Annotated in this window: 20 protein-coding genes; 13 read left to right on the top strand and 7 right to left on the bottom strand. The window is 70.3% G+C overall.

Annotated elements, in window-relative coordinates; translation table 11 throughout:
• Positions 1-75: 75 nt before the first annotated feature.
• From ACFYQ5_RS25250 to ACFYQ5_RS25240, 3 genes are all read right to left on the bottom strand, one after another.
• Complete coding sequence (locus ACFYQ5_RS25250) at positions 76-2,346, bottom strand: heavy metal translocating P-type ATPase (protein WP_389200646.1); 2,271 nt, start codon at positions 2,344-2,346, stop codon at positions 76-78.
• The gene (locus ACFYQ5_RS25245) at positions 2,346-2,576 is read right to left on the bottom strand and encodes a hypothetical protein (protein WP_389200644.1); all 231 of its coding nucleotides are present in this window, start codon (positions 2,574-2,576) and stop codon (positions 2,346-2,348) included. The genes ACFYQ5_RS25250 and ACFYQ5_RS25245 overlap by 1 nt, the downstream gene beginning before the upstream one ends.
• A 180-nt stretch (positions 2,577-2,756) precedes the next feature.
• The gene (locus ACFYQ5_RS25240) at positions 2,757-3,818 is read right to left on the bottom strand and encodes a ferric reductase-like transmembrane domain-containing protein (RefSeq protein ID WP_389200643.1); all 1,062 of its coding nucleotides are present in this window, start codon (positions 3,816-3,818) and stop codon (positions 2,757-2,759) included.
• A 499-nt stretch (positions 3,819-4,317) separates the two neighbouring features.
• On the opposite strand from ACFYQ5_RS25240, the gene ACFYQ5_RS25235 reads away from it, so the two are divergent.
• Both ACFYQ5_RS25235 and ACFYQ5_RS25230 read left to right on the top strand, forming a co-directional pair.
• Complete coding sequence (locus tag ACFYQ5_RS25235) at positions 4,318-5,112, top strand: hypothetical protein (protein ID WP_389200641.1); 795 nt, start codon at positions 4,318-4,320, stop codon at positions 5,110-5,112.
• Between the two features lie 128 nt (positions 5,113-5,240).
• Positions 5,241-5,921: a sigma-70 family RNA polymerase sigma factor gene (locus tag ACFYQ5_RS25230; RefSeq protein ID WP_389200639.1), complete on the top strand. Its 681-nt coding sequence runs from the start codon at positions 5,241-5,243 to the stop codon at positions 5,919-5,921.
• A 157-nt stretch (positions 5,922-6,078) separates the two neighbouring features.
• Here ACFYQ5_RS25230 and ACFYQ5_RS25225 read toward each other — a convergent pair whose 3' ends face one another.
• The gene (locus ACFYQ5_RS25225) at positions 6,079-7,356 is read right to left on the bottom strand and encodes an alpha-L-fucosidase (RefSeq protein ID WP_389200637.1); all 1,278 of its coding nucleotides are present in this window, start codon (positions 7,354-7,356) and stop codon (positions 6,079-6,081) included.
• A 210-nt stretch (positions 7,357-7,566) separates the two neighbouring features.
• Between ACFYQ5_RS25225 and ACFYQ5_RS25220 the strand changes: the two genes are divergently transcribed.
• From ACFYQ5_RS25220 to ACFYQ5_RS25195, 6 genes are all read left to right on the top strand, one after another.
• Positions 7,567-9,156, top strand: a complete 1,590-nt coding sequence (locus tag ACFYQ5_RS25220; RefSeq protein WP_389200635.1) for an ABC transporter substrate-binding protein — start codon at positions 7,567-7,569, stop codon at positions 9,154-9,156.
• Positions 9,153-10,145: an ABC transporter permease gene (locus ACFYQ5_RS25215; RefSeq protein ID WP_389200633.1), complete on the top strand. Its 993-nt coding sequence runs from the start codon at positions 9,153-9,155 to the stop codon at positions 10,143-10,145. Before ACFYQ5_RS25220 ends, ACFYQ5_RS25215 begins: the two co-directional genes overlap by 4 nt.
• Positions 10,146-10,150: 5 nt before the next feature.
• Positions 10,151-11,053 carry an ABC transporter permease gene (locus tag ACFYQ5_RS25210; RefSeq protein ID WP_389200632.1) on the top strand — a complete coding sequence of 301 codons (903 nt, stop codon included), beginning with the start codon at positions 10,151-10,153 and terminating at the stop codon, positions 11,051-11,053.
• Positions 11,054-11,109: 56 nt separating this feature from the next.
• Positions 11,110-12,060 carry an ABC transporter ATP-binding protein gene (locus ACFYQ5_RS25205; RefSeq protein ID WP_389200692.1) on the top strand — a complete coding sequence of 317 codons (951 nt, stop codon included), beginning with the start codon at positions 11,110-11,112 and terminating at the stop codon, positions 12,058-12,060.
• Complete coding sequence (locus ACFYQ5_RS25200; RefSeq protein ID WP_389200630.1) at positions 12,053-12,787, top strand: ABC transporter ATP-binding protein; 735 nt, start codon at positions 12,053-12,055, stop codon at positions 12,785-12,787. The genes ACFYQ5_RS25205 and ACFYQ5_RS25200 overlap by 8 nt, the downstream gene beginning before the upstream one ends.
• A gap of 106 nt (positions 12,788-12,893) precedes the next feature.
• Positions 12,894-14,783: a LamG-like jellyroll fold domain-containing protein gene (locus ACFYQ5_RS25195; RefSeq protein ID WP_389200628.1), complete on the top strand. Its 1,890-nt coding sequence runs from the start codon at positions 12,894-12,896 to the stop codon at positions 14,781-14,783.
• 64 nt (positions 14,784-14,847) lie between these two features.
• Here ACFYQ5_RS25195 and ACFYQ5_RS25190 read toward each other — a convergent pair whose 3' ends face one another.
• Complete coding sequence (locus ACFYQ5_RS25190; protein ID WP_389200627.1) at positions 14,848-15,792, bottom strand: LysR family transcriptional regulator; 945 nt, start codon at positions 15,790-15,792, stop codon at positions 14,848-14,850.
• Between the two features lie 117 nt (positions 15,793-15,909).
• Between ACFYQ5_RS25190 and ACFYQ5_RS25185 the strand changes: the two genes are divergently transcribed.
• The 4 genes from ACFYQ5_RS25185 (at position 15,910) to ACFYQ5_RS25170 (ending at position 19,198) form a co-directional block, all read left to right on the top strand.
• Complete coding sequence (locus ACFYQ5_RS25185; RefSeq protein WP_389200625.1) at positions 15,910-16,722, top strand: inositol monophosphatase family protein; 813 nt, start codon at positions 15,910-15,912, stop codon at positions 16,720-16,722.
• Between the two features lie 73 nt (positions 16,723-16,795).
• Complete coding sequence (locus ACFYQ5_RS25180) at positions 16,796-17,440, top strand: NADPH-dependent F420 reductase (protein WP_389200623.1); 645 nt, start codon at positions 16,796-16,798, stop codon at positions 17,438-17,440.
• A 365-nt stretch (positions 17,441-17,805) separates the two neighbouring features.
• Positions 17,806-18,642 carry an alpha/beta fold hydrolase gene (locus ACFYQ5_RS25175; protein ID WP_389200621.1) on the top strand — a complete coding sequence of 279 codons (837 nt, stop codon included), beginning with the start codon at positions 17,806-17,808 and terminating at the stop codon, positions 18,640-18,642.
• Positions 18,643-18,664: 22 nt separating this feature from the next.
• Positions 18,665-19,198 carry a TetR/AcrR family transcriptional regulator gene (locus ACFYQ5_RS25170; RefSeq protein WP_389200690.1) on the top strand — a complete coding sequence of 178 codons (534 nt, stop codon included), beginning with the start codon at positions 18,665-18,667 and terminating at the stop codon, positions 19,196-19,198.
• 57 nt (positions 19,199-19,255) lie between these two features.
• On the opposite strand, the gene ACFYQ5_RS25165 is transcribed toward ACFYQ5_RS25170, so the two are convergent.
• Both ACFYQ5_RS25165 and ACFYQ5_RS25160 read right to left on the bottom strand, forming a co-directional pair.
• Positions 19,256-19,765: a hypothetical protein gene (locus ACFYQ5_RS25165; RefSeq protein ID WP_389200620.1), complete on the bottom strand. Its 510-nt coding sequence runs from the start codon at positions 19,763-19,765 to the stop codon at positions 19,256-19,258.
• 22 nt (positions 19,766-19,787) lie between these two features.
• Positions 19,788-20,858: a MerR family transcriptional regulator gene (locus tag ACFYQ5_RS25160; protein WP_389200618.1), complete on the bottom strand. Its 1,071-nt coding sequence runs from the start codon at positions 20,856-20,858 to the stop codon at positions 19,788-19,790.
• A gap of 383 nt (positions 20,859-21,241) precedes the next feature.
• Here ACFYQ5_RS25160 and ACFYQ5_RS25155 point away from each other — a divergent pair, with 383 nt between their 5' ends.
• Positions 21,242-25,198, top strand: a complete 3,957-nt coding sequence (locus tag ACFYQ5_RS25155) for a glycoside hydrolase family 2 TIM barrel-domain containing protein (protein WP_389200615.1) — start codon at positions 21,242-21,244, stop codon at positions 25,196-25,198.
• The last annotated feature ends 217 nt before the right edge of the window (positions 25,199-25,415 follow it).

The raw sequence follows: 25,415 nt of genomic DNA, 5'->3' as shown, positions 1-25,415 counted from the left end.
CCGTCGAGGAGGGGGAGGGGGATGAGGCCGCTTCGGCGGCTGCGGCAGTGTCGGCCGGACCCGTCACCGGAGGCTTCATACCGCTGACCGGGACCGCAGCGACGGTGACGGCTGCCAGGTGCGCAATCGCAGACTGTTGGCCACGACGAGCACCGAGCTGAGGGACATGGCGACGGCGGCCACCATGGGGTTGAGCAGGCCGACCATGGCCAGCGGCATGGTCACGGCGTTGTAGCCGAATGCCCACACCAGGTTGACGCGGATGGTCCCAAGGGTGTGGCGGGCCAGTCGGATCGCATCCGCGAGAGCCTCGATGTCGCTGCGTACGAGGGTGACGTCGGCCGCACCGATCGCCACGTCGGTCCCGGTGCCCATCGCGATGCCCAGGTCCGCGCCGGCGAGCGCGGCGGCGTCGTTGACGCCGTCTCCGACGACGGCGACGCGCCTGCCCTCGGCCCGCAGTCTGCGCACCAGCTCGGCCTTGTCCTGCGGTGTGCAGCGGGCGTGGACCTCCGCGATGCCGAGGTCCTCCGCGACCGCCCGCGCGACGGTGGTCCGGTCGCCGGTGGCGAGCACGGGCCTCACCCCGAGCCTGCGGAGTCGGTCGACGGCACGGTAGCTGCCGGGACGTACGAGGTCCGACACCTCGATGAGGGCCGCTGCCGTGCCGTCCACGCGGACCAGGACACCGGTACGAGCCGCTTCGTCCGACCGTTCCCAGGCGGCCCGCAGAGATGCGGGCAGGATCGCGCCGTCGGGCGCGATCACTTCCACGGTGCGTCCGTCCACCTGCCCGCTCACGCCCTGTCCCGCGGCGGCGCGGAATGCGGATACGGCGGGCAGCGGGGTATCGCCCGTAGCGCGCCGAGCATGTGTGGTGATTGCTCGGCCCAGGGGGTGTTCCGAGCCCTGCTCCACAGCGCCCGCCAACCGGACGGCTTGGTTCACATCCAGTCCGTCGGGGACTCCGGTGACCCGTCCCACACTCATGTGTCCCGAGGTGAGGGTTCCGGTCTTGTCCAGGATGACGGTGTCGATGTGCTGAAGCCCTTCCAGCGCCGACGGACCGCTCACGAGGACGCCCAGCCGGGCGCCCCGGCCCGTGGCCGCCATCAGCGCCGTGGGCGTCGCCAGCCCCAGGGCACAGGGGCAGGCGACGACGAGGACCGCCACGGCCGCGGTGATCGCCGCCTGTGGTTCCGCGTCGGCGCCGAGCCAGAAGCCGAGCGTCGTACCGGCCAGGGCCAGGACGACCGGGACGAAGAAGCCCGCGACCGTGTCGGCCAGCCGCTGCGCCCGCGCCTTGCCCGCCTGGGCGTCCGTCACCAGCTTCGTGATGCGGGCGAGCTGGGTGTCGGCGCCGACCGCTGTGGCGCGGACCAGGAGGAGCCCACCCACGTTGACGGACCCGCCGGTCACAGTCGCTCCCGGGGCGACCTCGACGGGCTCGGACTCGCCGGTGACGAGGGACAGATCGACGGCGGAGCTGCCCTCGGTCACCTCCCCGTCGGTGGCCACGCGTTCACCGGGACGGACCACGAACATATCGCCCACCCGCAGCTGTTCGATCGGCAGCAGCTCGTCCGCGCCCTGGCGGCGGACCGTCACCTCCTTCGCGACGAGATGCGCGAGCGAACGCAGCGCCGCCCCGGTCCCGCGCCGCGCCCGGCCCTCCAGGAACCGGCCCGCCAGGACGAACAGCGGTACGCCCACGGTGGCTTCGAGATAGACGTGAGCCACCCCCTCGGAGGCGGAGGGCAGGAGGCTGAAGGGCATGCGCATGCCCGGTTCGCCGGCGCCGCCCAGGAACAGCGCGTACGCCGACCAGCAGAAGGAAGCCACCACACCGAGGGAGACCAGGGTGTCCATGGTCGCATTGCCGTGGCGCAGGCCGCTCAGCGCTCTGCGGTGGAAGGGCCACGCACCCGCAGTGGCGACCGGTGCCGTGAGCACGAAGCACAGCCACTGCCAGTTGTCGAACTGCAAGGCGGGAACCATCGACAGCACGAGTACGGGGACGGACAGCACCGCGGTGACGACGAGTCGCCCGCGCTCCTGGCGGACTTCGGTCTCCGCGGAGTCCTCGGTTCGCTCGGACGCTCTCCCTGCCGAAGGGATCACCAGGTGCGCCGTGTATCCGGCGGCCTCCACGGCCGCCGTCAGGTCACCGGCGGTGACCGCGCCGGGGTGGCTGACCCTGGCCCTGCCCGTGGCCAGGTTCACTTCCGCCGTAACGCCCTCCAGCTTCCCCAGTGTGCGTTCGACCCGGCTGACACATGCCGCACAGGTCATGCCTTGGACGGCGATGTCCGTGACGATTGCTGGGGCCGCCGTATTCGTGGCCATCAGTGCCCGCCTCCGTGCTGCATGGGCATGTCCTCATCGCTGTCGCCGCCCGGCGAGCCGCCGATGACAGCGGGGCCGTGCATGCCGGGCGAGACCGGCCCGACCGCTGCCCCTACGGCGTAAGCACCCACGAAGAGCATGCCGACGAGCAAGAGGAATCCCCACAGGGCAGGGGGTGGGACGAAGCGGACGATCGTCGTCCGGAGTGCGGGGCCGGCGGTCTGATCCACAGAGCGTTCCTCCACGTCTTCTGCGCGAGCTGTGAAAGGTGAACAGCTCGTGGTAGTCCAGAAGTCGGAGGCGCCGTGCCCGAAGTTCCCCGGCCATCGGGTGAACAGCGTCACAGGCTCCGCTCGGCTGACACGGGGTGTCGTTCCGCTGTGTCAACGAAGGAGCCGTACGGGTCGCGCTCACGCCGGGCCGGAGCCGGCCGGTCGGCTTTCGTCAGAGGTTCCGGCTGGAGTCGAGCGGAGGGACCGGTGCCTGACTCTGATCACCGTGGCGACCACGGCCAGGACGAACAGCACCAGTCCCGCCCAGATCACCCATTTGCCGGGCCAGGGTGCGAGAGGTGCGTCCTCCGGGGAGCGTCCGCCGTCGATGCCCGTGACGACGACAGCTGCAAGCGCCAGGACCGTGGCCGCCGCGATGATCCTGCCGAACAGCCGGGCGCTGATCGGCAGCGCGACGTCGCGATGCCGGGGACCACGCGAGGTGAGGCGTTCGCTCCGGCGGGCGGGTGCCATCAGGCGAGCCAGGAGGAGAAGAGCGAGAGGAATCTGCAGCACCCACAGCATCGTGCGGAACGGGCCGTCGAACCATCCCTGAGTGGTGTAGAGCAGGGTGTGCCAGGCGCTGAGGATGTAGACCACGATGGCGAAGCGGTGCAGAGCCAGCCACACACGTGATCCGGTGCTGTGACGCAGATAGAAGGCGAACCCCAGGGGGATGGCAAGGTAGAAGGCCAGCAAGCCCACCAGGATGGCGACTCGACCGGTGCCGGTGGCGTAACCGCCGGGTACGAACACGTCGACGAACGCGGTCCACACGCTACGCCCGAGGGACCACTGATCCTGATTGGTCCGTATCTGTTCGGTGAAGAAGAAGAGCGCATGCATGAACATCAGACCGATGGTCGTGAGGCTCGTGGTCCGGTGCCATTTCTCCAGTCTCGCCGCGGACAGCCAGCTCCCACGAGGTCTCGGTCCGGAGCGCAACAACCCGAATATCACCGTGACATAAGCCCAGAGCATTGCTGACCAGCCGAATGCCTGGCACATCCAGTACATCCAGAACTCATCGGCGTCCTCAAGCATCGGCATGATCTTTATGGTCGCCGAAGTGCCGTTCTCGATACGGACGTAGAGCAGCCAGTAGACCAGCGCGGTGATCACCAAGGCCAGTGACGCGTCGGGTAGCGCCCCTCGGAGATCGGCGCGTAATGCCGTCCAGTCGAAACGACCGCGTTCCACGGTGCTCCGCGAAGAACTCGTCGCAGATCTACCGGAATTCGCCATAACGCAACTCTGCCTTTCCTGTTGCTGTTACGGAGCTGATAGTGACAACCCGGGCGGAGTTTTCGGCCGGCAAGCTCCTCACGGTGGAGGGTAACGGCACTGTTCGTGTCAGGGAAGACGATGATCGGACTGTTGTCCGCGTGTGTGCAGGGGGTGTGGCTGCCCGGACCTCGGTTCGCGTCTCACTGCTTCGCATTCCTCATATCTGAGAGAACGCGTCGATACGCGTCGAAACTTTCCGCTCGCGGGATGCGAGGGGAATACGCCGGCGGACCACGGGCCGAAGCGTGGTCGGCGGGGTCACGGCATCGGGAACGACGTGGTGTCGACCGCTTGACAGTCTCAAGTCATCGCAACGGCCGACACGGCCTCGCCCGGTCGCCGAACGGGGAGCAGCCCCATCCCGGTACCCGGCTGCGCCGCCACGAGCCCCGGTGGAAGGATGGGGGCCGCCATGAAAGCAGGCCACGGATCCCGAGCGGTGCGGGCTGCGATGTTCGCAGCCGTCTGCGTGCTGCTCGCGGCGACGGGGCACGTCCTCATGTCAGGCGCCCCGGTATCCGGCTCGGCGCTCGCTCTTGCTCTGGTCGTCACGACCGCGGTGGCCTGGGCCTTCGCAGGACATGAACGAGGTCTGCTGGCTGTCACTTCGGCCGCAGTCGCAGCTCAGACCGCCCTTCACACCGGGTTCACCCTGACCCAGTCCCTTGCCGAGTCACGCCCTGATGCCAGTGCGTCCTATGCCCGGGAATGGGCCGAACGGCTCCTCTGCGGAGACGGAGCGACCACTCTCTCCGACGGGGACGCGAAAAGAATCGTCACGGACGCCGGACTGGGCGGCCTCATGTCCCAACCACCGCCCGGTACCGTTCCGGCCGGGGCCGGCGGCGCGGGTCACCATGCGATGCACGGCATGACCGTTGACGCGTCCACGACCGTCGCCTCGGCCGTGCACGGTGGTCACGAGATGACTGCCATGTCACCGACCGGAATGCTCGCGGCCCACCTGCTGGCCGCTGTCCTGTGCGGCCTGTGGCTCGCGTACGGGGAGCGTGCTGTCTTCCGCGTGCTGCGCGCCTTCGCAGGTCGCCTCTGGACGCCGTTCCGGCTCCTTCTTCGGCTCTCGTCACCGCCGCGACGCCCCCGCCCACGAGTGCGCCGTACACGTACCGTCCGGGCGCTGCGGCAGCTGCTCATCGTCCACAGCATCACCTCACGAGGTCCGCCGCGGGGAACAGCTGTCGCCTGACGACAGCAGGGTTCCCCGAGCGCGTAGCGAACTGTGCAGCGCCTCGGGCATCGGCGCTGACTTGCGGCAGCCCGTACTCAATTCCGGCCCGCTGCCGGACATCTCCTGCCCGTAAGGACCTTGTGGCGATGACCCATGCCCAGAACCCATCGATCCGTGCGACGGATCGGCATACGCCGGCCTCGGACGAAGCGACCACGCGCCTCGCTCTCGCGACTCGGAACGGCGATCCAGGGAAAGCCGACCTCTTCGTGCGCGCGCTGCACCGCGACGTGTGGCGGTACGTCGCCTATCTCAGCGCCGACATCGAGGCGGCCGACGACCTGACGCAGGACGTCTTCCTCCGGGCGTTCATCAGCCTGCCCACGTTCGAGGGCCGATCGTCAGCCCGCACCTGGCTGCTCTCGATCGCTCGCCGCACCGTGGTCGACACCTACCGGCGCGCATCCTCCCGGCCCAGACTCGCGGATCGCCGTGACTGGCAGAGTGCGGCCGAACAGGCGCAGCCGAGCGACCTGCCCGGTTTCGAGGAGGGCGTCGCGCTGATGGAACTGCTCTCGTCGATCCCGGCCGAGCGCCGGGACGCGTTCGTCCTCACACAGATTCTCGGGTTGCCGTACGCCGAGGCTGCTGAGGCCGTCGGTTGCCCTATCGGGACCGTACGCTCCCGCGTTGCCCGGGCTCGCTCGTCCCTGATCGAGTTGCTGATGGATGAGGAGGAGGACGATGTTGCCCACGTGCCTGCCGCCACCGCCAGGAACGGACGCTGCGCAGATCGGGCGTTCGCTCGCCGGCTCGTCGCGGCGTGAACCCGTGACAGGGGTGCGGCAGGCAGGCTGAGTGACCCCGTGAGCCGCGTCGGGCGGGCCGCCGTTCAGCGGCCCGCCCGACGCGGCCGTCGGCGCGTCCGCGAAGGAGGTCGATCGTCGAGCGCCAGGACGGGGCGGGGCGCCGCCTGACGCTGATTCAGATACGCCCTGTGCCACGGTAGACCTCGAGTTCACCGTCGAGTTCAAGTGCGAGCACGGTGGCGTACTCGTCGACGTCCCGCGCGGCCGGAGCGTCGATCCAGGTGACGCCCGGCACATCGTGCAGCCCGCCGACGACGCGGTGTGCGAGAGGCGTACCCGTGCCGACGACCGATACCCGCCGCACGCGGCTGCGCAGCCCCCGCACACCCACGTGCTCGCGTGGCGGGTCGAAGCAGACGAGGTAGAGGGTGCGGCGGTCGGCGGACAGGGTGCTCGGCCCGTAGTGGTGCCCGGCCGGAAGGCCCGCGACGGTTCCGTAGACCGCGTCGCGGTGCGCCGCGATCCAGGTGCCCAGCCCTTCCAGGCGCGCCGCCTGTTCGTCCGGGATGGTGCCGTCCTCCCGCGGGCCCACCCCGAGCAGCAGGTTGCCGCCGGTCCCGATCGTCTCCGCGAAGTAGCGCACCAGCTGCCGCACCGACTTGTGGTTCGTGTCGCCGGGCTGGAACCCCCAGGAGTCGTTCACCGTGAGGCACAGCTCCCACGGGCCGTCCGGGGCCCGCAGCGGCACCCCCTGCTCCGGGGTGGCGTAGTCCCCGTGACCGGTCAACCGGGCATTGCACACCGTGCGCGGATCACCGCGGAATATGCGGGCGGCCAGCGCGTCCGTGCCCCACTGTTCCTCGGCGCGTTCCCACTCGCCGTCGAACCAGAGGAGATCCGGGCGGTAGCGGTCGACCAGTTCGCCGACCTGGCCGTCGCGGTAGGCGAGATACCGGCTCCAGGCACCCGGGTCCTCCACGCCTGCGGAGGGTGCGACCCATGGGCTGGTCAGCACGTCCTCGTGATCGGGGGAGGGGCTGGGGTGCAGGACGCTCGCATAGTCGGGATGGTTCCAGTCGGAGTGCGAGTAGTACATGCCGACCTTCAGCCCCTGCTCGCGCAGCGCCGCGGCGTACGGTCCGACCAGGTCGCGTCCGGCGGGCGTGCGCCGGACGACGTCCAGGTCTCCGCACTCGGTGTCCCACAGGGCCACGCCATCGTGGTGACGTGTCGTCAGCACGGCGTAGCGCGCACCCGCACGCGCGAAGAGTGCCGCCCAGTCCCGCGGTTCGTACTGTGACGCGGTGAAACCGTCGAGTTGCTTCATGTACTGCGCGTGCGACACCTGTCCCGTGTAGAAGGCCCAGGACTCGGGCACCCCGTCGACGGCGTAGATGCCGTAGTGGACGAAGATTCCGAGCTTCGCTTCGGAGAACCAGGACTGCATGGGCATCGGGCAACACCTCTGCTCGGGGAAACGCTGACGGACGGGGGCGCGGAAGCGACGATGCGGCAACCTCACCCGGCCCGCAAGGGGGTGAGGGGGCTGCAGGGCTGCCGTCCCGCAGGGCTCGAACCCGGCTGCTCAGGGCGCACCTTACTCAGAACGATTCCTGCAACTAATATGCAATAACTTGGCTGGTGCAGAAGAGGTGAGAGGCGTATGGGGAGATCACGCATACGAGGTGCCGCGGCTGTCGCGGTGACGATGGGCATCACGGTCGCCGCGTGCTCCGCGCCGGGGAGCGGCGCGGAGAGTAAGGGTTCCGCCGATTCGGTCGTGATCGGGGTGGCCTCGGAGCCGGACACACTCAGTCCCCTGCTCGGCTACGGCAAGGACGGCAACTCGAAGCTCTTCGACGGCTTGCTCTCCCGGAACGCCGACATGGAACTGACCCCGGCGCTCGCGTCGTCGCTGCCCGAGGTCAGCGACGACGGACTGACGTACACCTACACCCTGCGCAAGGACGTGGAGTTCAGCGACGGTGAGCCGCTCACCCCCGCCGACGTGGTCTTCACGTATCGCACGGTCCTGGACAAGAAGACGAACAGCGCGGCACGGAGCGAGCTGGACGCCGTCGAGGACGTGAGGGCGGAAGGCGACGACAAGGTCGTCTTCCGCCTCACCTATCCGTATGCGCCCTTCGCCGGGCGCACCGTGCTGCCCATCGTCCCCGAGCACATCGCCGGCGAACAGGACCCCAACACCGGCTCCTTCAATACCGCGCCGGTCGGCACGGGCCCGTACGTCCTGTCGTCCTGGCGCAAGGGCGAGAAGCTCACCTTCAAGGCCAACCCCGGCTACTGGGGCGGTGCGCCCGAGGTGAAGACGCTCACCATGGCGATCGTCCAGGACGACGACGTGCGCGCCACCAGACTGCGCTCCGGGGACCTCGACGGGGCGATCCTCCCGCCGAACCTCGTGGCCACCTTCAAGGACGACGACACCAGGAAGACGTACGAGGCGACGTCCTACGACAACCGCACCGTCACCCTGCCGACCTCGGGCGAGGTCACCGGTGACCGTGCGATCCGGCAGGCCCTGGACGTGGCCGTGGACCGCGAAGCAATGGTCGACAAGATCCTGGACGGCGCGGGCCGCCCCGCCTACGGGCCCGTGCCGGCCGACGACCCCTGGTTCGCGCAGGACATCGAACGCGCTCACGATCTCGCCAAGGCCCGGAACACCCTCGACGGCGCGGGCTGGAAGGCCGGGGCGGACGGCATCCGGACCAAGGACGGCCGCCGCGCCGGCTTCACCCTGCTCTACCCCTCGGGCGACAAGGTCCGCCAGGACCATGCCCTCGCCTACGCGTCCGATGCCAAGAAGGCGGGTATCGACGTCACCGTCGAGAGCGCCACCTGGGAAGTCATCGAGCCGCGGATGAAGGACGACGCCGTCCTCGCCGGCTTCGGAAGCACGGGTGATCCCGACTTCGGGCTCTACACCATGCTGCACTCCACCCTCGCCGGTGACGGGTTCAACAACATGGGCCGCTACGACAACCCAGCTGTGGACGAGGCTCTGGACACCGGCCGCCGCACCCAGGGGCCGGCAGCCCGTAAGGCCGCCTACGACACGGTGCAGCGGGAGCTCGTCAAGGACCCCGGCTACACCTTCCTCACTCACATCGACCATCTGTACGTCCTCGCCGACCGCTGGGACGGGCTGACGACGCAGACCGAACCCCACGAGCACGGTTTCGCCAGCGGTCCGTGGTGGAACGTCGAGGACTGGAAGCCGAAGGGATGACGGCGCTGCCCTGGGGCGCGATGGCACGACTGGCGGGACGGCGGGCTCTGTTCGCCGTCCCGGTCCTCCTCGTCGTCACCTTCGGTGTGTTCGCCGTGGCCGCCGCCTCCCCGTTCGACCCCGTCAGGGCCTACGGCGGCACCGCCGTCCTCGGAGCCGACCAGGAGACCCTGGACCGGCTGCGCGCCAACCTCGGCGCCGACGAGCCGTTCGCCCTGCGCTGGTGGGACTGGCTGACCCGGGCCGCCGCCGGCGATTTCGGCGACTCCAGCGTCATGCGGCAGCCGGTCGCCGAGGTGATCGGCGAACGGCTCGTGTGGTCGACTCTGCTGTGCGCGGTCGCCTTCGGCATCGCGGTGATCGTGGGCACTCTCGCCGGGGTGTTCGCGGCGCGCCGCCCCGGATCGTGGTTCGACCGGACGGTGACCTCGCTCGCCTACTCGCTGGAGGCCGCCCCGGTCTTCTGGGTCGCCCTGCTGGCGATCTGGCTGTTCGCCCTCCAGTGGGATCTGCTCCCGGCCGGGGGCCTCACGGACACCGGCAACGAGAAGGTGTCCGCCGGACAGGTCCTGAGCCATGTGATCCTGCCCGCCGGTGTGCTCGCCGTCGCGCAACTTCCCTGGTTCACGCTGTACGTACGCCAAGGGGTCGGCGACGCGCTGGCGGAGGACCCGGTACGCGGCGCCCGCGCCCGGGGGCTCAGCGAACGCACCGTACTGCTCGGCCACGCCCTGCGCTCCGGACTGCTCCCGGTACTCACCCTCATCGGGTCCCGCGTCCCCGAACTCATCACCGGGGCCCTGCTCGTCGAGAGCGTCTTCAGCTGGCCGGGCATCGCTGCGGCCACCGTCGAAGCGGCCACGTCCGTCGACTTCCCGCTGCTCGCCGCCCTGACGGCCCTCGCCACCGTCGCCGTGCTCGCCGGAAACCTCCTGGCGGACCTGTTGTACGGCCTGACCGATCCGAGAGTGAAGCTGAGCGAACTGTGACCTCCATGACTGACACCGGGACAGGGGCGCCGGCGGGCTCGGAGACCGCGCCGGTCTGGCGGTCGCGCGGCACCGACCGACGGTCCACCCGTACCGTCCGCGTGTACACCTCTGCCACGCTGATCGCCGTCACGGTCCTCGCTGTCCTGCTCGTCCCCCCGATCGTTCAGCTGGACCAGCAGGCCATCGACCTGTCCGCCAAGCTCCTGCCCCCGTCCTGGGAGCACCCGTTCGGCACGGACGACGTGGGCCGCGATCTGTTGTTGCGCTGCGTGTACGGGCTGAGGGTGTCCCTGCTCGTAGGAGTGGCAGCCGCCCTCACGGCCACCGTCATCGGCACCGCGGTCGGAGCGTGCGCCGGAGCGCTGGGTGGCTGGGTCGACCGGGGCGTCATGCGTCTCGTCGACACCTTCTCGTCCGTCCCGCATCTGCTGCTGGGCATCTTCATCATCGCGATGTTCCGGCCGGGGGTCTGGCCCGTCGTCATCTCGGTCGCGCTGACCCACTGGCTCTCCACCGCGCGCATCGTCCGCGCCGAGGTGCTCTCCCTGCGGTCGCGCCCCTACATCGACGCGGCCGTGTCCGGCGGTGCGTCACGGTGGCGGGTGACGGTGCGGCACCTGCTTCCCGGTGTGCTGCCACAAGCCGCTCTGGCCGCCGTACTTATGATCCCGCACGCGATGTGGCACGAGTCCGCCCTGTCCTTCCTCGGACTCGGACTGCCCACCCACACCGCGAGCCTCGGCACCCTCGTCCAGAGCGCCCGCGGTTCCCTGCTCGCCGGGCAGTGGTGGCCGACGCTCTTCCCCGGCCTCTTCATCATCGTCCCCACCCTCGCCATCGCCGGCCTCGCCGGGACCTGGCGAGAACGCCTCAACCCTCGCCGCCGATCGGAACTGATGCTGTGACCCAGCGACCCCGGCCCCCCGTCCTGTCGGTACGCGGGCTGTCCGTACGGTTCCTCATGCCCGGCGGACGCAAGATCGCCGCCGTCACCGACGCGCACTTCGACGTCGCGGCGGGGGAGTGCCTGGCCCTGATCGGTGAAAGCGGATGCGGCAAGTCCGTCCTGGCCTCCGCCCTCCTCGGTCTGCTCCCCGCCAATGCCCAGACCGCCGGGCGGGCCCACCTCGGTGACCTCGACCTGCTGGCGGCCGACGAGCGCACGCTGGCCCGTGCCGTCCGGGGCCGGATGATCGGGCTGATCCCGCAGAGCCCGGCCGCGCACCTCACGCCCGTACGCACCATCCGCTCACAGATGGAGGAGACGGTCGCCCAGCTGACCGGAGCACGAGGACGCGTCACCGTACGGACCGCAGCCGAAGCAGCCGCCGCGCGGGCCGCGTTCCCCGCCGGGCACCTGGACCGCTACCCGCACGAACTGTCGGGCGGTCTCGCCCAGCGTGCCGCCACCGCCCTCGCGCTCGTCGGCGGTGCGCCCCTGCTGCTGGCCGACGAACCGACGACCGGGCTCGACCGCGACCTCGTCGAGCGCACGGTCGACGAACTGCGCCGTCACGTCGACACCCCCTCCGGCACCGGCGGCCTCTCCTCCGACGACGGCGACTCCGGACGCGCCCTGCTGATGATCACCCACGACCTGGCGGCAGCGGAACGCATCGCCGACAAGGTGGCTGTCATGTACGCCGGCCGACTCGTCGAACTGGCTGACGCGCAGGCCTTCTTCGGTGCACCAGGACCCCGCCACCCCTACAGCCGAGGCCTGCTCCGGGCCCTCCCCGACCGGGACTTCACCCCCATACCCGGAATGCCACCCGAACTCGGCGGCCTGCCCGCCGGCTGTGCCTTCGCCGTCCGCTGCGAGCGGGCCACCGACGTGTGCGCGCGCCGGCCCCGGACGACGGACTCCGTCGCCTGCCACCACCCCTACCTGCCGGAGGGTATCCATGCTTGAACTGCGTGCCGTCACCGCCGGATACGACCACCGGGCCCCCGTCGTGCGTGAGGTCTCCCTGACCGTCGAGCCGGGCGAGGCCGTCGGCCTGCTCGGCCCCAGCGGCTGCGGAAAGTCCACCCTGGCCCGGGTCGCGGCGCTGCTGCACCCTCCCTACTCCGGAGCCCTCGTACTGGACGGCGAACCTGTCCGCCGCTGGCGCCACCGTGCCCCGCGCGCTCTGCGCACCACCCTCGGCATCGTCTTCCAGCAGCCCAGGCTCGCCTCCGATCCCCGTCTGCGGCTCGCCGACCTGATCGCCGAACCGCTCCGTGCCACCGGCCGGCGCGAGGAGGCCGCCGGCCGGGTCGCCGAACTGGCCGCCCTCCTCGGCCTGACCCCTGACCTGCTGCGCCGCCGCCCCCACGAGGTCAGCGACGGCCAGTTGCAACGTGCCTGCCTTGCCCGTGCCCTGGTCCTGCGCCCCCGGTGGCTGATCTGCGACGAGGTGACCGCCATGCTGGACGCGTCGACGACGGCGGCGCTCGTCGAGGTCATCGAGCACTACCGCACGACAACCGGAGCGGGACTGCTCGCGGTCGGGCACGACCACACACTCCTGCGCCGCTGGTGTGATCGCACGGTCCACTGGGACGCACTGACGGCCTCGCCCGGGGCCGACCCGCAGCGGCAGTCGGAGGCCCGGCCCGCCGGTGCGGCACTTGCGGGCGCAGCGGAAGGCGCGTGAGCGGTGATCATTGCGCCCGGTGTTCAACTCGGCGCCACCGTACGGTCAGGACGGGTGAGCAGCGTAGGGGCTGATCCCACCCGATGCCCAAACCCGTGGAGCCCCGATGAGCACAGAGGGACAGACCAGCCGCCCATCTCTGGACAGACGCGCGCTGCTGCGCGCAGCGGTTGCCGTGCCGGCGGCCGGCGCCGCAGCCGCCGGACTGGACTCCGTACCGGCTCAGGCGGCCGAGGCGGCAGGGCCGAGGGCGGGCGGCCGGTTCGACGCCGAGAGCCCGCGCTTCGCGCTGGCCGTCCTGCCCGACACCCAGTACCTCTTCGACGCCGACAGCGCCGACCCGGCTCCACTACGCGCGACCTTCCAGTATCTCGTCTCCGAGCGGTCGGCGGCCAACATCGCCTTCATGACGCATCTCGGCGACGTCACCGAGCACGGGACCGAGGACGAGATCGGCCTCGCAGCCGACACGTTCCGCACCCTCCACGGCAAGGTGCCTTACAGCGTGCTCGCCGGCAACCACGACATCAGCTCGTCCACCGACGACCAGCGAGGCGACTCCGCCTACCTCGCGGCGTTCGGCCCCGAGCGCTACTCGGCCATGCCCACGTTCGGCGGCGCCTCGCCGGACGGCTACAACAGCTACCACGTGCTGCGGGCCGGCGGACGCACGTGGCTCGTGCTCGCCCTGGACTGGCGGGTCTCCGACAGGGGCCTGGCGTGGGCGCAGAGCGTGCTCGACGCCCACCCCACCGTGCCCGCGGTGCTCACCACCCATGACATCGCCTGGTCCGGCGACGACGGAGAGGCCCAGCTCTCGGACAACGGCAAGCGCCTGTGGGAGGGGCTCATCAAGGGCAACGACCAGATCTTCCTGGCGCTCGGCGGACATTACTGGCCGCCGGGCCGAACGGTTCTGACCAACGACCACGACAACGATGTCCACGTCCACATCACGAACTACCAGGACCGCTACTACGGCGGCGCCGGAATGATCCGCACATATGGCTTCGACCTGGTGCGCAACGCTGTCGACGTCGAGACGTTCTCACCATGGTTCCTTGCCAGGGGGTCGGAGAAACGTTCCCCGCTGGCCGCCGAGACCGTTGAACTGACCGGGCCCGTCGACCGGTTCAGCCTCTCCGTCGACTTCGAGGCGCGGTTCGCCGGTTTCGCCCCGGCCACGCCGCAGAAGCCCCGTCCGGCCTCGGCCGTGATGCCGCGCGGCACGCTGGCCTACTGGCGGTTCGACGCCTCCGGAACGGGCGCCGCCGGGAGCCCGGGGGCCACTGTGGCGGACGGCGTCGTCGTCCGCGACCTGACCGGCAACGGCAACGACCTGACGGTGAGCCGGCTGCACTCCAGTGGCACCGAGGCGCTCACCTGGTCGGCCGACCACCACCCCGGCCAGCCCGCGCACGCCAGCCTGCGCTTCGACGGGGGCCAGGGGCCCGACCGCGGATCCATTCTCACCACGGCGAACCGGGCTGCCCTGAACAGCGAGAAGTTCACCCGCGGTTACACCATCGAGACTTTCGTCCGGCTGCCGGAGCCGTTCGAGGGCGATCACAGCTGGATGGGAATTCTCAGCTGGGAGGGCCGCAACGGCGACGCGGGCAAGACGACGGGATGGTCGCCGTCGGAGCCGACCTGCAGTCTCAACCTGTCGCCCGAACGCTTCCTGCAATTCGTCGTCTACCCGCACAGGCAGGACGCCGACCCGACGTCCTGGAGTCATGCTGTGCCCGTCGGCCGGTGGATGCACATCGCCGTCGTCAACGACGGCCGCCGCACGGTGATGTACGTGGACGGTTCGAAGATCGCCCGTAATCCGTCGCAGGCGTCGAGCGGCATCGCGACCCTGGGCAAGCCCTTCGTGCTGGGCGCCACCCAGTTCGACGAGGGCTTCGGCCAGGGGTTCTACGGCTGGATGGGCGACACCCGGATCGTCGGCCGGGCGCTGTCGGTGGCCGAGTTCCTCACCCCGTTCGGCTGAGCCCCACCGCGCGGTCCTCCCCGACGCCGCCATGACGTCCGGGACGACCGCGAACGGTCCGTCATCACTGCTCGGTCCGGAGGGTGGGGTGTTGTGGTGAGTCGGTCGGTGGTGCGAACAGCGCCTGGACGGCTTCCGTGGCCAGGTCGCGCAGCCAGGTGTGGGCGCGGTCGTCGTCGTGGCGCTGGTGCCACAACAGGTACAACGGGATGGCGGGCATCCGTAGTGGCAGGGGCAGTGTGATCAGGCCGAGCCGGTCCCGGGCCGCGCGGGTGACCGCGTCGGGAAGAGTGAGCACCAGATCGGTGTCGGGGGCGAGTTGCAGCGCGAAGGCGGCGGTGGGGCCTGCGGCGACGACGCGGCGTTCGTGTCCGTACGCGGTGAGGGCGTCGTCGACCGGGTCACGCAGGCGTCCGCGCCGCGAGACGGTGAGGTGTGCGGCGGCCGCGTAGCGCTCGAGGCTCAGGGGGCCTTCGGTGAGCGGGTGGCCGGGCCGGACGGCGACGACGAGCTGATCGCGGCCGACGAGGCGGTGGCGGATGTCGGGGAGCGTCGGCAGGCCGGAGCCGGATTCGAGGTCGACCTCACCGCGTCGTAGCTCTGGGGTGTCCGTGCCGGATTCGGCGGGCAGCCGCAGCTGGACGCCGGGGGCCTGTCGGTGGACGGCGGAGATCAGGGCCGTGCCGCAGGCGGCGGTCAGGGCGTCGTGCCAGCGCACGGTGAACACCCGCTCCAGAGCGGGCAGGTCGAGTTCCCGCTGTGCCGAGAGAAGCTGGTGGGCCTGCTGCACGAGGGTGTGGACCTGGGCGCGGAGGGCCAGCGCGTGGGGGGTGGGGACCATGCTGCGGCCGGTTCGGACCAGGATCTGGTCACCGGTGGCCTTGCGGATACGGCCCAGGGAGCGGCTCATCGCCGGTGCGGTGACGTGGAGTCGGGCCGCGGCGCCGGCGACGCTGCCCTCTTCGAGCAACGCGTCCAGGGCTGTGAGCAGGTTCAGATCCAATTGCATATGAGTAACTCTACAAGTGCAAAGCATGCACTTGTTGTTAATGATCAGGCGGCCTACCTTCGAAGTGCGGGTGCGGGACGAGCCGCCCCGCACCGACCGAACCCCAGGGAGCCCGCCATGAGTACAGGTATGCCTTTCGACGCCGACACGACGCTCATGTCCGACGTGACCGGCGCGGTGAAAGCCGCCGGACTCACGCTGAGCGACCGCTGCACCCCGCACGCCCGAGGCGTGAGCCTCGCCGAGGTCGTCGACGAGATCCACGCCAACGACGACGCGGTGCTGGAGGTACTGCGGGAACCGCTGTTGCGCGCCCGGCGTGGATCGCGGTGGGCCGAGGACGAGCTGGCCGGCGGTGCGCTCCCGCCCGGGGAGTGGTGGGTCGTCGACCCCGCCGAGGGAAACATCAACCACGTCCACGCCATGCCGGACTGGGCCGTCACCGCCACTCTGGTCCGCGACAACCGGCCGGTACTCACCGTCGTCCATCTGCCGCTGACCGGCGACACCTACACCGCCGTCGCCGGCGGCGGTGCCCGCCTCAACGACCGTCCCCTGAAGGTGTCCGCCAAGACCGACCTGGGCGCCGCGCTCGTGGGCACCGGTCAGGCCAAGCCCGGGGAGGGCGAGCGCACCTTCCGACGGATCGGTGAGTCGGTCACCGCCATGCTCGCCGACGCACTCGTGGTGCGCGTGTCCGTTCCCGCGACGATGCAGCTCATCCACGTCGCCGGCGGACGCATGGACGCGTTCTGGCAGTTCTCCGACGTCCGTTCCGGCCTGGTCGCCGGCGCCCTGCTGGTTTCCGAGGCGGGAGGCACCGTCACCGACCTGGCGGGCGAGCCCTGGACCGCGGGCAGCCGGGACTTCCTGGCCGCCGCGCCCGGCATCCATGCCGCCGCCCTCAAGGTCCTCTCGCCGATCGCCTGACCGCTGAGCGATCTGCCCCGTTCCCCCCTTCCCGCCACCGTAAGCTTCCCGCCACCGCAAGGAGCATCACCTCATGACCAGCATCGGAATCCTGGGCGCCGGCCGCGTCGGCTCCAACCTCGCCGGCAAGCTCGCCGCAGCCGGACACCACGTCATCCTCGGCCGGCGGAGCCCAGGGGAGCGGACCGCGGTGCCCACCGGCGACGTCGACCCCCGCATCTCCTTCTCCGACCAGCGCGCCGCCGCCCGCACCGCGGACATCGTGATCAACGCGACGCCCGGCGACAGCGCCCTGGAACGCCTCACCGGCCTGCGCGCCGAACTCGCCGGAAAGATCCTCGTCGACGTCTCCAACGCCACCCGCGACGCCGGCGGCCTGCCCGGTGACCTGTGCTACCCCGGCAGCAGCCTCGCCGAGCAGCTTCAGGCCACCCTTCCCGACACCCGTGTGGTCAAGACCCTCAACACCATGCTGTTCATGGTCATGACCGCTCCCGACATCCTGGCCACCCCGCCGACCGTCTATGTCTCGGGCGACGACGCGCACGCGAAGAGGACCGTCACCGGCCTGCTCGGCGACCTGGGCTGGCAGCCCGCATGGATCGAGGATCTGGGCGACGTCACCACGGCCCGTGCCACCGAGGCCATGATCCTGGTCGTGCCTCACATCCTGCGACGACACGGCTTCGAGCCCTTCGCGGTCTCCCTCGCCCGCTGACCCGGCCGGGGCCCGTCGGGGCAGCGCTCCTGAGGCGGCCATGAGTCAAGGCGTGACCCTTCTTCGCCTCGGCCGCCGCGTCCCGCCCCGTCTCGCCCGGCGTTCCGGTGACATGTCGATACAGTCCACGCCGCACCGGGTCACCCAGCACGGTCAACGCCTCGAGGGCGGCATCCTCACTGCTCACGGCGCGACTCCATAACCAGCCGCGGTTGGCGGTGGTGTCTCGTTCCGTGAGGCGGTGTGGGGGTGGCCTTCTGCTGTCCTCCCACGCACGGCTGTGCGCGTCGAAGACTCCACCTTGACGAGGATGGCTAATGAGATTAGCTTTTAGCTAACAAACTTAGCCAATCCTGGGAGCGGGCATGACCGAGTACCTCGCCGTCGACGGCGCCACCATCGCTTACGAAGTGGCGGGGTCCGGCCCGCTGGTGGTCCTCGCCCACGGCATGGGTGACAGCCGCGCCGCGTACCGGGCGGTGATCCCGCCGCTGGTGGCAGCGGGCTACCGGGTCGCCGCGGTCGACCTGCGCGGGTGCGGCGAGTCCGACGTCGACTGGCCGGCCTGGAGCCGCACAGCCATCGCCGGCGACCTGCTCGCCGTGATCCGCCACCTGGGCGGCCCGGCCGTGCTCGTCGGCCACTCGGTCTCCGGCGGCGCCGCCACCATCGCCGCGGCGCAGGAGCCCTCGCTGGTCACCGCGGTCGTCGAGCTGGCGCCGTTCACCCGCAAGCAGTCGATCCGCCTCGGCGACCTGCGGGTCACGCGCTACCGGCGTGGCATGCTGCGGCTGCTCGGCGCGGGTGTGTTCGGCAGCGTGCCGCTCTGGCGCTCGTACCTCGACGAGGCCTACCCCGGAGTGAAGCCTGCCGACTGGGCCGAGCGGCTGGGCCGCATCAACTCCCTGTTGCGCGAGCCGGGCCGAATGAAGGCCATGCAGGGAATGGGCCGCAGTGCCCCGACGGACGCCGGCGCGCAGCTCGGCAACGTCCGCTGCCCGGTCCTGGTCGTGATGGGCACGCTCGACCCCGACTGGGCCGACCCGCACGCCGAGGGTTCGGCGATCGTCGACGCCCTGCCGTCCGGCCTCGGCCGCCTCGAGATGATCGAGGGCGCCGGGCACTACCCGCACGACCAGTTCCCCGACCGGGTGGGCTCGCTCGTGCTCGCCTTCCTCCGGGCGGACGCCGCCCGTGCCTAGGGCCGGCCTGGACCCGGCGGCCGTGGTCGCGGCCGGTGCCGCGCTCGCCGACGAGGTGGGCCTCGCCCACCTGACGATGGGTTCGCTGGCCGAGCGTGTGGGGGTGCGTACCCCGTCCCTGTACAAGCACGTGGGCGGCCAGGAGGACCTCAACCGGCGCATCGCGGCCCTGGCGTTGAGCGAGGCCGCCGACGTCGTCGGCGGCGCGGTCCAGGGGTATGCGGGCCGAGACGCCTTGGCGGCCGCGGCGCGCGCCTTCCGCGCCTTCGTCCTGGAACACCCCGGCCGGTACGCCGCGACGCTCGGAGTGGAACCGTCCGGTCCGGACGACCCCCTGGCCACCGGGGGACAGCGGCTGCTCGACGCCTTCATGGCGGTCCTGCGCGGCTACGAGATCGGGGAGCCCGACGTGGACCACGCCCTGCGCATGCTCCGCAGCCTCTGCCACGGCTTCGCCACGTTGCAGTCGGCCAACGGATTCCAGTGGAGCGTGGACATCGACGAGAGCTTCGAGTGGCTGATCGCCTTCGCCGACCGGGGACTGCGCTCTCTGTGAAGGTGAGCGGCACGACACCCTTTCCGTACATGCGGGACCGGCCGGACAACAGATGCGTTACGCAGGGGAACCGGGGGCGGAGGCCCGCCGGGTGCGGTCCCGCCCCTCGACGGACTCGGCCACCTCCCGGATGGCGTGACGGAGAAGGTCACCGTAGGGATCCTGCGGGAGGGCGGGGGTGTGCGCCTCGGCCGCTTCGATGTGTTCGGTGGCGGCTTCGAAGGAGCCGAGTCGGCGGTAGTCGTCGGCGAGGTTGAGGTGCAGGGAGGGATAGAAGCCGGCGATGTGCAGGCCTGTGTGGTGTTCCCGGGCGCGCTGCTCGGTCACGGCGTCGGCAGCGTCCAGAGCCCGGACGTCCCAGGCGAGGGCCTGTGCGGGATCCTCGTAGAGATCCGCCAGGTGGTGAGCGAGGGAGCAGCGGTGCAGCGGGTCGCCGGTGACACCGATCGCGGACCACAGGCCCAGAAGCTTCCGGCGGGCGGCGGCGACGTCACCGGCCCGGCCTTCGGCGACGGCCTGGCCGATGGCTTCCATGGTCGGGTCGGGGACGGCGGGTGCGGTGGTCATGGAGTGTTCCTCGACTTCTTCCTCAGGCGGAGTGGACGGGCCTGACCGGCATGGCCAGGGCGGTGAGATCGCCGCGGTCGGCGGAGCGGATCGTGACGGGCTGGTCGTGTCCTCGCAGGTCGAGCATCACGTCGGGGCCGATCGCGGTGCTCACGGCGGGGTAGAGCGTGGTCAGCTCGAACCGGATCCGGAGGTCCGGCCCCGTAGAGGTGGCCGGGAGCGGGATGCCGGGGTGTGCGTCGTCGGCCGACCGGACGGTCAGCCCGTGGGCGGCGACGTGCAACGCGACGCGTTCGCCGGGGTGTTCTTCCAGGGCTCGCAGGAACAGCTCCTTCGAGACCGTCACACGGGTGGTGACCTCACCCAGTGACGCCAGCATCAGTCGGTGGTCGGGGAACTCCTCGGGCAGCAGCCGGCAATGCCGGTCCTCCCGCTCGGCCACCCGGAGCCAGATCCCGTGCGGCACCGCATCGAGGCGCACCAGCGCGCTGCGGCGGATCTCGGCGACCGCGGCCCGCAGTTCGTCGCCGTCGACCGTACCGGCCCATGGCCGACTCGGTGGTCCGGCGGGCACCAGGGTTCGCGTGGAGAGCCGGTACCGGTCGGTCGCGGTCAGGGTGAGGGACTCCTGGCTCGCCTCGATGCGCAGGCCGGCGAGGACCGGCATCTCCGGCTCACGTGCGGTCGCGGTCAGGACCTGTTCGACCGCATCCGTCAACACAGGGCCCTTCAGCAGCGCAAGCGGCTGACCCGGTACGTCGCCGAGCGCGGACTTGATGAACGCGGCCTTCCGCCGCGCCGCCGCGGCGTCCCCGACGACCTTCGCGACGTGATCGTCCACCAGCCGGGACGCCTCGTCGGCTCCCGCGACGAGGACCGCCTCCACCGCGGCGAGCGGCATCGCGATCTCGCGGAGCTGACGCAGCACGGTCGCTCGCGCCACCTGGGCGGCGCTGTAGTAGCGGTAGCCCGAAATCGGGTCGGTCTCTGCGGGATTCAGCAGCCCGGAGTCTGCGTAGAAGCGCAACGCGCTGGAGGTCAGGCCACTGCGTCGGGCGAAGACCGCGATCGGCATCAGTTCGGAATTCGGCACCTCGCCATCATCGAGCTTCAACCAACTCGAAGGTCAACACCATGAACATCGCCGCCGGTCTCAGCGATCGGGGCGCCGAGAGGCACCGTTGACACCTCCACCACCCGTCACTACCGTCGCGGCAGGATTTCGGACGTGAGACGAGATTTCGAACGTGATGGAGAGGCAACTTCCCCCGCAAGGAGCCGCATCGACATGACGACCAGCAGCGCTTCCACGAACGGCGGCGAACACAGTCGGGCCGGCCGGGACGGCCACCGGGGCAGCTCCGGGCCATGAACTCCCGTTGAGTACCGCGACGACATCGACCGGAACACGACACGCCTACGCGCTGTGCGCCGCACCGACGCACGCAGTACGGCCTTCCCTAGGGGTCCACTGCCATGCAGCACTCGTCTTCCTCGCACCAGCCGCCCCGCCTGGCCGGGAGCGTCAGCCGCCGCCGGCTCCTGGAGGGCGGAGCCGCCGGTTTCGGCGCGCTCGCCCTTTCCGCCCTCCCGGCCGTCGTGTCCGCAGGCGCGGTCGCACGCGCCGACTCCGCCCCCACCGCCGGGGACCCGCCGGCCAACGGCTACCCGGAGTGGAACAACAACATCGCGCTCTTCGACGTCGGCTCCGAGCCACCCCACACCACGCTCATGCCGTACGCGGATGTCGACCAGGCCCTGGCCGGTGACCGGACACGCTCCCCGTGGCGGCTCGACCTCGACGGGACGTGGAAGTTCGCCTACGCCGACCGCCCCGACGACCGCGACCCCGACTTCCACCGGACCGACCTCGACGATCAGTCCTGGGACACCATCCCGGTGCCGTCCTGCTGGCAGTTGCACGGTCACGACTTCCCGATCTACGCCAACATCACGTATCCCTGGTGGGGTGCCAACGGCCACGGTGAGGAGGCGCAGCCGCCCTTCGCGCCGACCCGCTACAACCCCGTCGGCCAGTACCGCCGTACGTTCACCGTTCCGAGGCAGTGGGCGGGACGGCAGGTGTTCCTGCACTTCGAGGGGGTGAAGTCCGCCCACTACGTGTGGATCAACGGCAAGCCGGTGGGCTACCGCGAGGATTCGTACACCTCCGCCGAGTACGACATCACTCCGTACCTCGAACAAGGCCGCAACCAGATCGCGGTGGAGGTCTACCGCTTCTCCGACGGTGACTGGATGGAGGACCAGGACATGATCCGGCTGAGCGGAATCTTCCGCTCGGTCCACCTCTTCTCCACCCCCACCGTCCATCTGCGGGACTTCAAGATCGACACCCCGCTCAGCGACGGCTACACGGCAGCCGGACTGTCCGTCACCGCCTCCGTGCGGGCCTACGGCGACGGCGGCAGCGCCGGGAAAGGGGCGTACACCGTCGAGACGCAGCTCTACGACTCCGACGGACATCCGGTCTGGTCCCGCCCGCTGCGGCAGACCGCCGACCTCGGCTCCGCCCCGGCAGGAGGAGACGTGACCGTGCAGGCGGCCAAGGCCGTGGCGAGGCCGGAACTGTGGTCCGCCGAGCACCCGAACCTCTACACCGCCGTACTGCGGTTGCGTGACCCGGCGGGCAGAGTGACCGAGACGCTGTCACACCGGGTGGGTTTCCGCGAGTTCGCGCTCACGGACGGGTTGATGCGCATCAACGGCAAGCCCGTCTCGCTGCGCGGCACGAACCGGCACGAGATGCACCCCGAGCGGGGGATGTCGCTGACCCGGGCTGACATGGTCAAGGACATAGAGACCGTCAAGCGGCTGAACATGAACACCGTCCGCACCTCCCACTACCCCAACAACCCGCTCTGGCTGGAGCTGGCGGACGAATACGGTCTGTACCTGGTGGACGAGACCAACCTCGAGACCCACGGCATCCGCGACTCCTACCCCGGAAACCACGCCGACTGGACCGAGGCGTGCGTGGCCCGCGCGAAGAACATGGTCCACCGCGACAAGAACCACGCCTCCGCCGTCATCTGGTCGCTCGGTAACGAGGCCGGCACCGGCTCCGCCTTCGTGGCCATGTACGACTGGATCCGTTCCTACGATTCCACGCGTGTCATCCAGTACGAGGGCGACGACCGTCCCGGGATCAGTGACATCCGCTCGGAGATGTACACCAAGCCGGCCCAGGTCGAGCAGCGCGCCAAGGACACCACCGACACACGGCCGTTCGTCCTGATCGAGTACTCCCACGCGATGGGCAACTCCAGCGGCAACTTCAAGAAGTACTGGGACATCATTCGCCGCTTCGACGTCCTGCAGGGCGGCTGGATCTGGGACTTCGCCGACCAGGCACTCACCTGGCCCACGCCGACGCGCAAGCTGTTCACGGAAACCGGGCCCGGTGCGGTGAGCGGGGAGCTCCTCGCCCCCAGCGGAACCTTCGACCGGGACAAGGGAGTATCCGGGGGCACGCTCTTCGGACGCGACGCAGGCCTCGACATCACCGGCTCGCTGACCCTGGAGGCATGGGTCACGCCGAAGGTGACGGGCCGTCACCAGCCCATCCTCACCAAGGGAGACACCCAGTACGCGCTCAAGCAGACCGACGACCATGTGGAGTTCTTCATCCACTCCGGAGGCCGGTGGATCACCGCGAGCTGGACGCTGCCGCAGAACTGGACCGGCACCGAACACCACATCGCGGGGGTCTTCGACGCGGCGGCGGCCACGCTGACGCTCTACGTCGACGGCGAGGCCAGGGCCACCCGGGCGGCGCCCCAACGGTCCGACCGCAACAACGCGCCGGTCGCGCTCGCCACGGACGCGGACAACTCGACCCGTGAGTTCAGCGGCACCATCCGGCAGGCGCGCGTCTACGCCCGGGCCCTGACCGCGGCCGAGCTCGCGTCCCGCTCCCGCGGCCCGGGCGACGAGGGCGTGCGACTCTGGTTCGACGCCGCCACCGTCGGTCTCAAGGAGGTCCGGCCCTCCACCCCGACGTTCCACGCCTACGGTGGTGACTTCGGCGACAACCCGAACGACGGCAGTTTCAGCGCCGACGGCATCGTCACCGCCGACCGTGGGTACACCGGCAAGGCCGCGGAGATCAAGCGGGTCCTCCAGGCGATCGACGTGGCGAACGCAGAGGGGGACGCGGACGCCCGGCGGATCACCGTCACCAACGAGTTCTTGTTCACCAACCTGCGGGAGCTCACCGGCAGCTGGGCCCTGGTCGCCGACGGCAAGGCGGTACAGCGCGGAAAGCTGACCCGCGCGCAGCTCGACATCGCACCTCTGTCCAGCAAGGCCATCACCGTCCCGTTCGCCCTGCCCGACGACCCGGCGCCGGGCGCGGAGTACTTCCTCCAGCTGTCGTTCACCACGAAGGAACCCTCGAAATGGGCGAAGGCCGGATTCGAGGTGGCCGCACAACAGCTCGCCCTCGACGCCGGCAGCCCGGCCGTGACGCACCGGCCGCTGGACTCCGTACAGCAGTTGACCCACCAGGACGGCGACGGTTCCGTGACGGTGACCGGCGAAGGCTTCTCCGTCACGGTGGACAAGAGCAGTGGCGTCATCACCGCCTACGAGGCGGGTGGCGACCAGCTGATCACGTCGGGCCCGGCCCCGAACTTCTGGCGGGCCCCCACGGACAACGACGTCGGCAACGGCCAGCCCGGCCGGAACGGCACCTGGCGCTACGCGGGCAGCGACCGGGAGGTGACGGGAGTCCAGGTACGCGGGCTGGGTGACCGGGCCGTCGTGATCACCATCAGTGGCACCCTGCCCACCTCGACGGAGTCCACGTACACCACTACGTACACGGTGTTCGGCAACGCCGAGATCAAGGTCGACCACACCCTCCACCCGGGTGAGGGCCTCCCGTACATCCCGGAGATCGGCACCCTGCTCCTCCTGCCCGGTCGTCTGGAGCACCTGCACTACTACGGCCGCGGCCCGCAGGAGAACCACTGGGACCGCAACAACGGCACCGATGTGGGCCTGCACTCCGGCACCGTCTCCGAACAGTGGACCCCCTACGTCCGCCCGCAGGAGAACGGCAACAAGACGGACGTGCGATGGGTGGCGCTGACGGACGGCAGCGGCAAGGGGCTGCTCGCCTCCGGCGAGCCGCTGCTCGAGGTCAACGCCTCGCACTTCACCCCGGAGGACCTGTCGGCGGGCGTCCGCCACGACTACCAGCTGACCTCGCGGAAGGACGTCGTACTGCGGTTGAACCACCGCCAGATGGGTGTGGGCGGTGACGACAGCTGGGGCGCGCACACGCATGACGAGTACAAGCTCTTCGCGGACAAGGACTACTCCTACACCTACCGGCTGCGCCCGCTGACCGACCCCGACGACGCGATGGCCGCGTCGCGACGGCCGACGGCGACGGAGTTCCCCGCCTAGCCAGGGCGGGTTTCGAAAGTCCCGCCTGTCCGGCGGCATTGCGGCAGTCGCCCTGCGGCGTCCCTTCCACTACTTCCCCGGCGGAAGTACGACCCGCCATCTGCAGGCCGAGGGCGGGGCCGCACCTGGCCTGGACGCCGACCGGGAGGCTGCGGCCTTGCCGGCCGGCATCCAGGGCGGCGTGCTGATCCTCATGACCACGGGCGGCCTCCACCCA

It is taken from the genome of Streptomyces sp. NPDC005794 (assembly GCF_042871445.1).
In the GTDB taxonomy this organism is placed as follows: domain Bacteria; phylum Actinomycetota; class Actinomycetes; order Streptomycetales; family Streptomycetaceae; genus Streptomyces.
Note: the sequence above shows the minus strand (reverse complement) of the source record. Positions and strands in the feature narration are given on the sequence as shown.

Excerpts from the sequence above, each read along its gene's own strand:
- ACFYQ5_RS25250 (WP_389200646.1), bottom strand. The coding sequence starts at position 2,346 with ATGGCCACGAATACGGCGGCCCCAGCAATCGTCACGGACATCGCCGTC.
- ACFYQ5_RS25235 (WP_389200641.1), top strand. The coding sequence starts at position 4,318 with ATGAAAGCAGGCCACGGATCCCGAGCGGTGCGGGCTGCGATGTTCGCA.
- ACFYQ5_RS25230 (WP_389200639.1), top strand. The coding sequence starts at position 5,241 with ATGACCCATGCCCAGAACCCATCGATCCGTGCGACGGATCGGCATACG.
- ACFYQ5_RS25225 (WP_389200637.1), bottom strand. The coding sequence starts at position 7,356 with ATGCCCATGCAGTCCTGGTTCTCCGAAGCGAAGCTCGGAATCTTCGTC.
- ACFYQ5_RS25220 (WP_389200635.1), top strand. The coding sequence starts at position 7,567 with ATGGGGAGATCACGCATACGAGGTGCCGCGGCTGTCGCGGTGACGATG.
- ACFYQ5_RS25215 (WP_389200633.1), top strand. The coding sequence starts at position 9,153 with ATGACGGCGCTGCCCTGGGGCGCGATGGCACGACTGGCGGGACGGCGG.
- ACFYQ5_RS25210 (WP_389200632.1), top strand. The coding sequence starts at position 10,151 with ATGACTGACACCGGGACAGGGGCGCCGGCGGGCTCGGAGACCGCGCCG.
- ACFYQ5_RS25205 (WP_389200692.1), top strand. The coding sequence starts at position 11,110 with ATGCCCGGCGGACGCAAGATCGCCGCCGTCACCGACGCGCACTTCGAC.
- ACFYQ5_RS25200 (WP_389200630.1), top strand. The coding sequence starts at position 12,053 with ATGCTTGAACTGCGTGCCGTCACCGCCGGATACGACCACCGGGCCCCC.
- ACFYQ5_RS25195 (WP_389200628.1), top strand. The coding sequence starts at position 12,894 with ATGAGCACAGAGGGACAGACCAGCCGCCCATCTCTGGACAGACGCGCG.
- ACFYQ5_RS25190 (WP_389200627.1), bottom strand. The coding sequence starts at position 15,792 with ATGCAATTGGATCTGAACCTGCTCACAGCCCTGGACGCGTTGCTCGAA.
- ACFYQ5_RS25185 (WP_389200625.1), top strand. The coding sequence starts at position 15,910 with ATGAGTACAGGTATGCCTTTCGACGCCGACACGACGCTCATGTCCGAC.
- ACFYQ5_RS25180 (WP_389200623.1), top strand. The coding sequence starts at position 16,796 with ATGACCAGCATCGGAATCCTGGGCGCCGGCCGCGTCGGCTCCAACCTC.
- ACFYQ5_RS25175 (WP_389200621.1), top strand. The coding sequence starts at position 17,806 with ATGACCGAGTACCTCGCCGTCGACGGCGCCACCATCGCTTACGAAGTG.
- ACFYQ5_RS25165 (WP_389200620.1), bottom strand. The coding sequence starts at position 19,765 with ATGACCACCGCACCCGCCGTCCCCGACCCGACCATGGAAGCCATCGGC.
- ACFYQ5_RS25155 (WP_389200615.1), top strand. The coding sequence starts at position 21,242 with ATGCAGCACTCGTCTTCCTCGCACCAGCCGCCCCGCCTGGCCGGGAGC.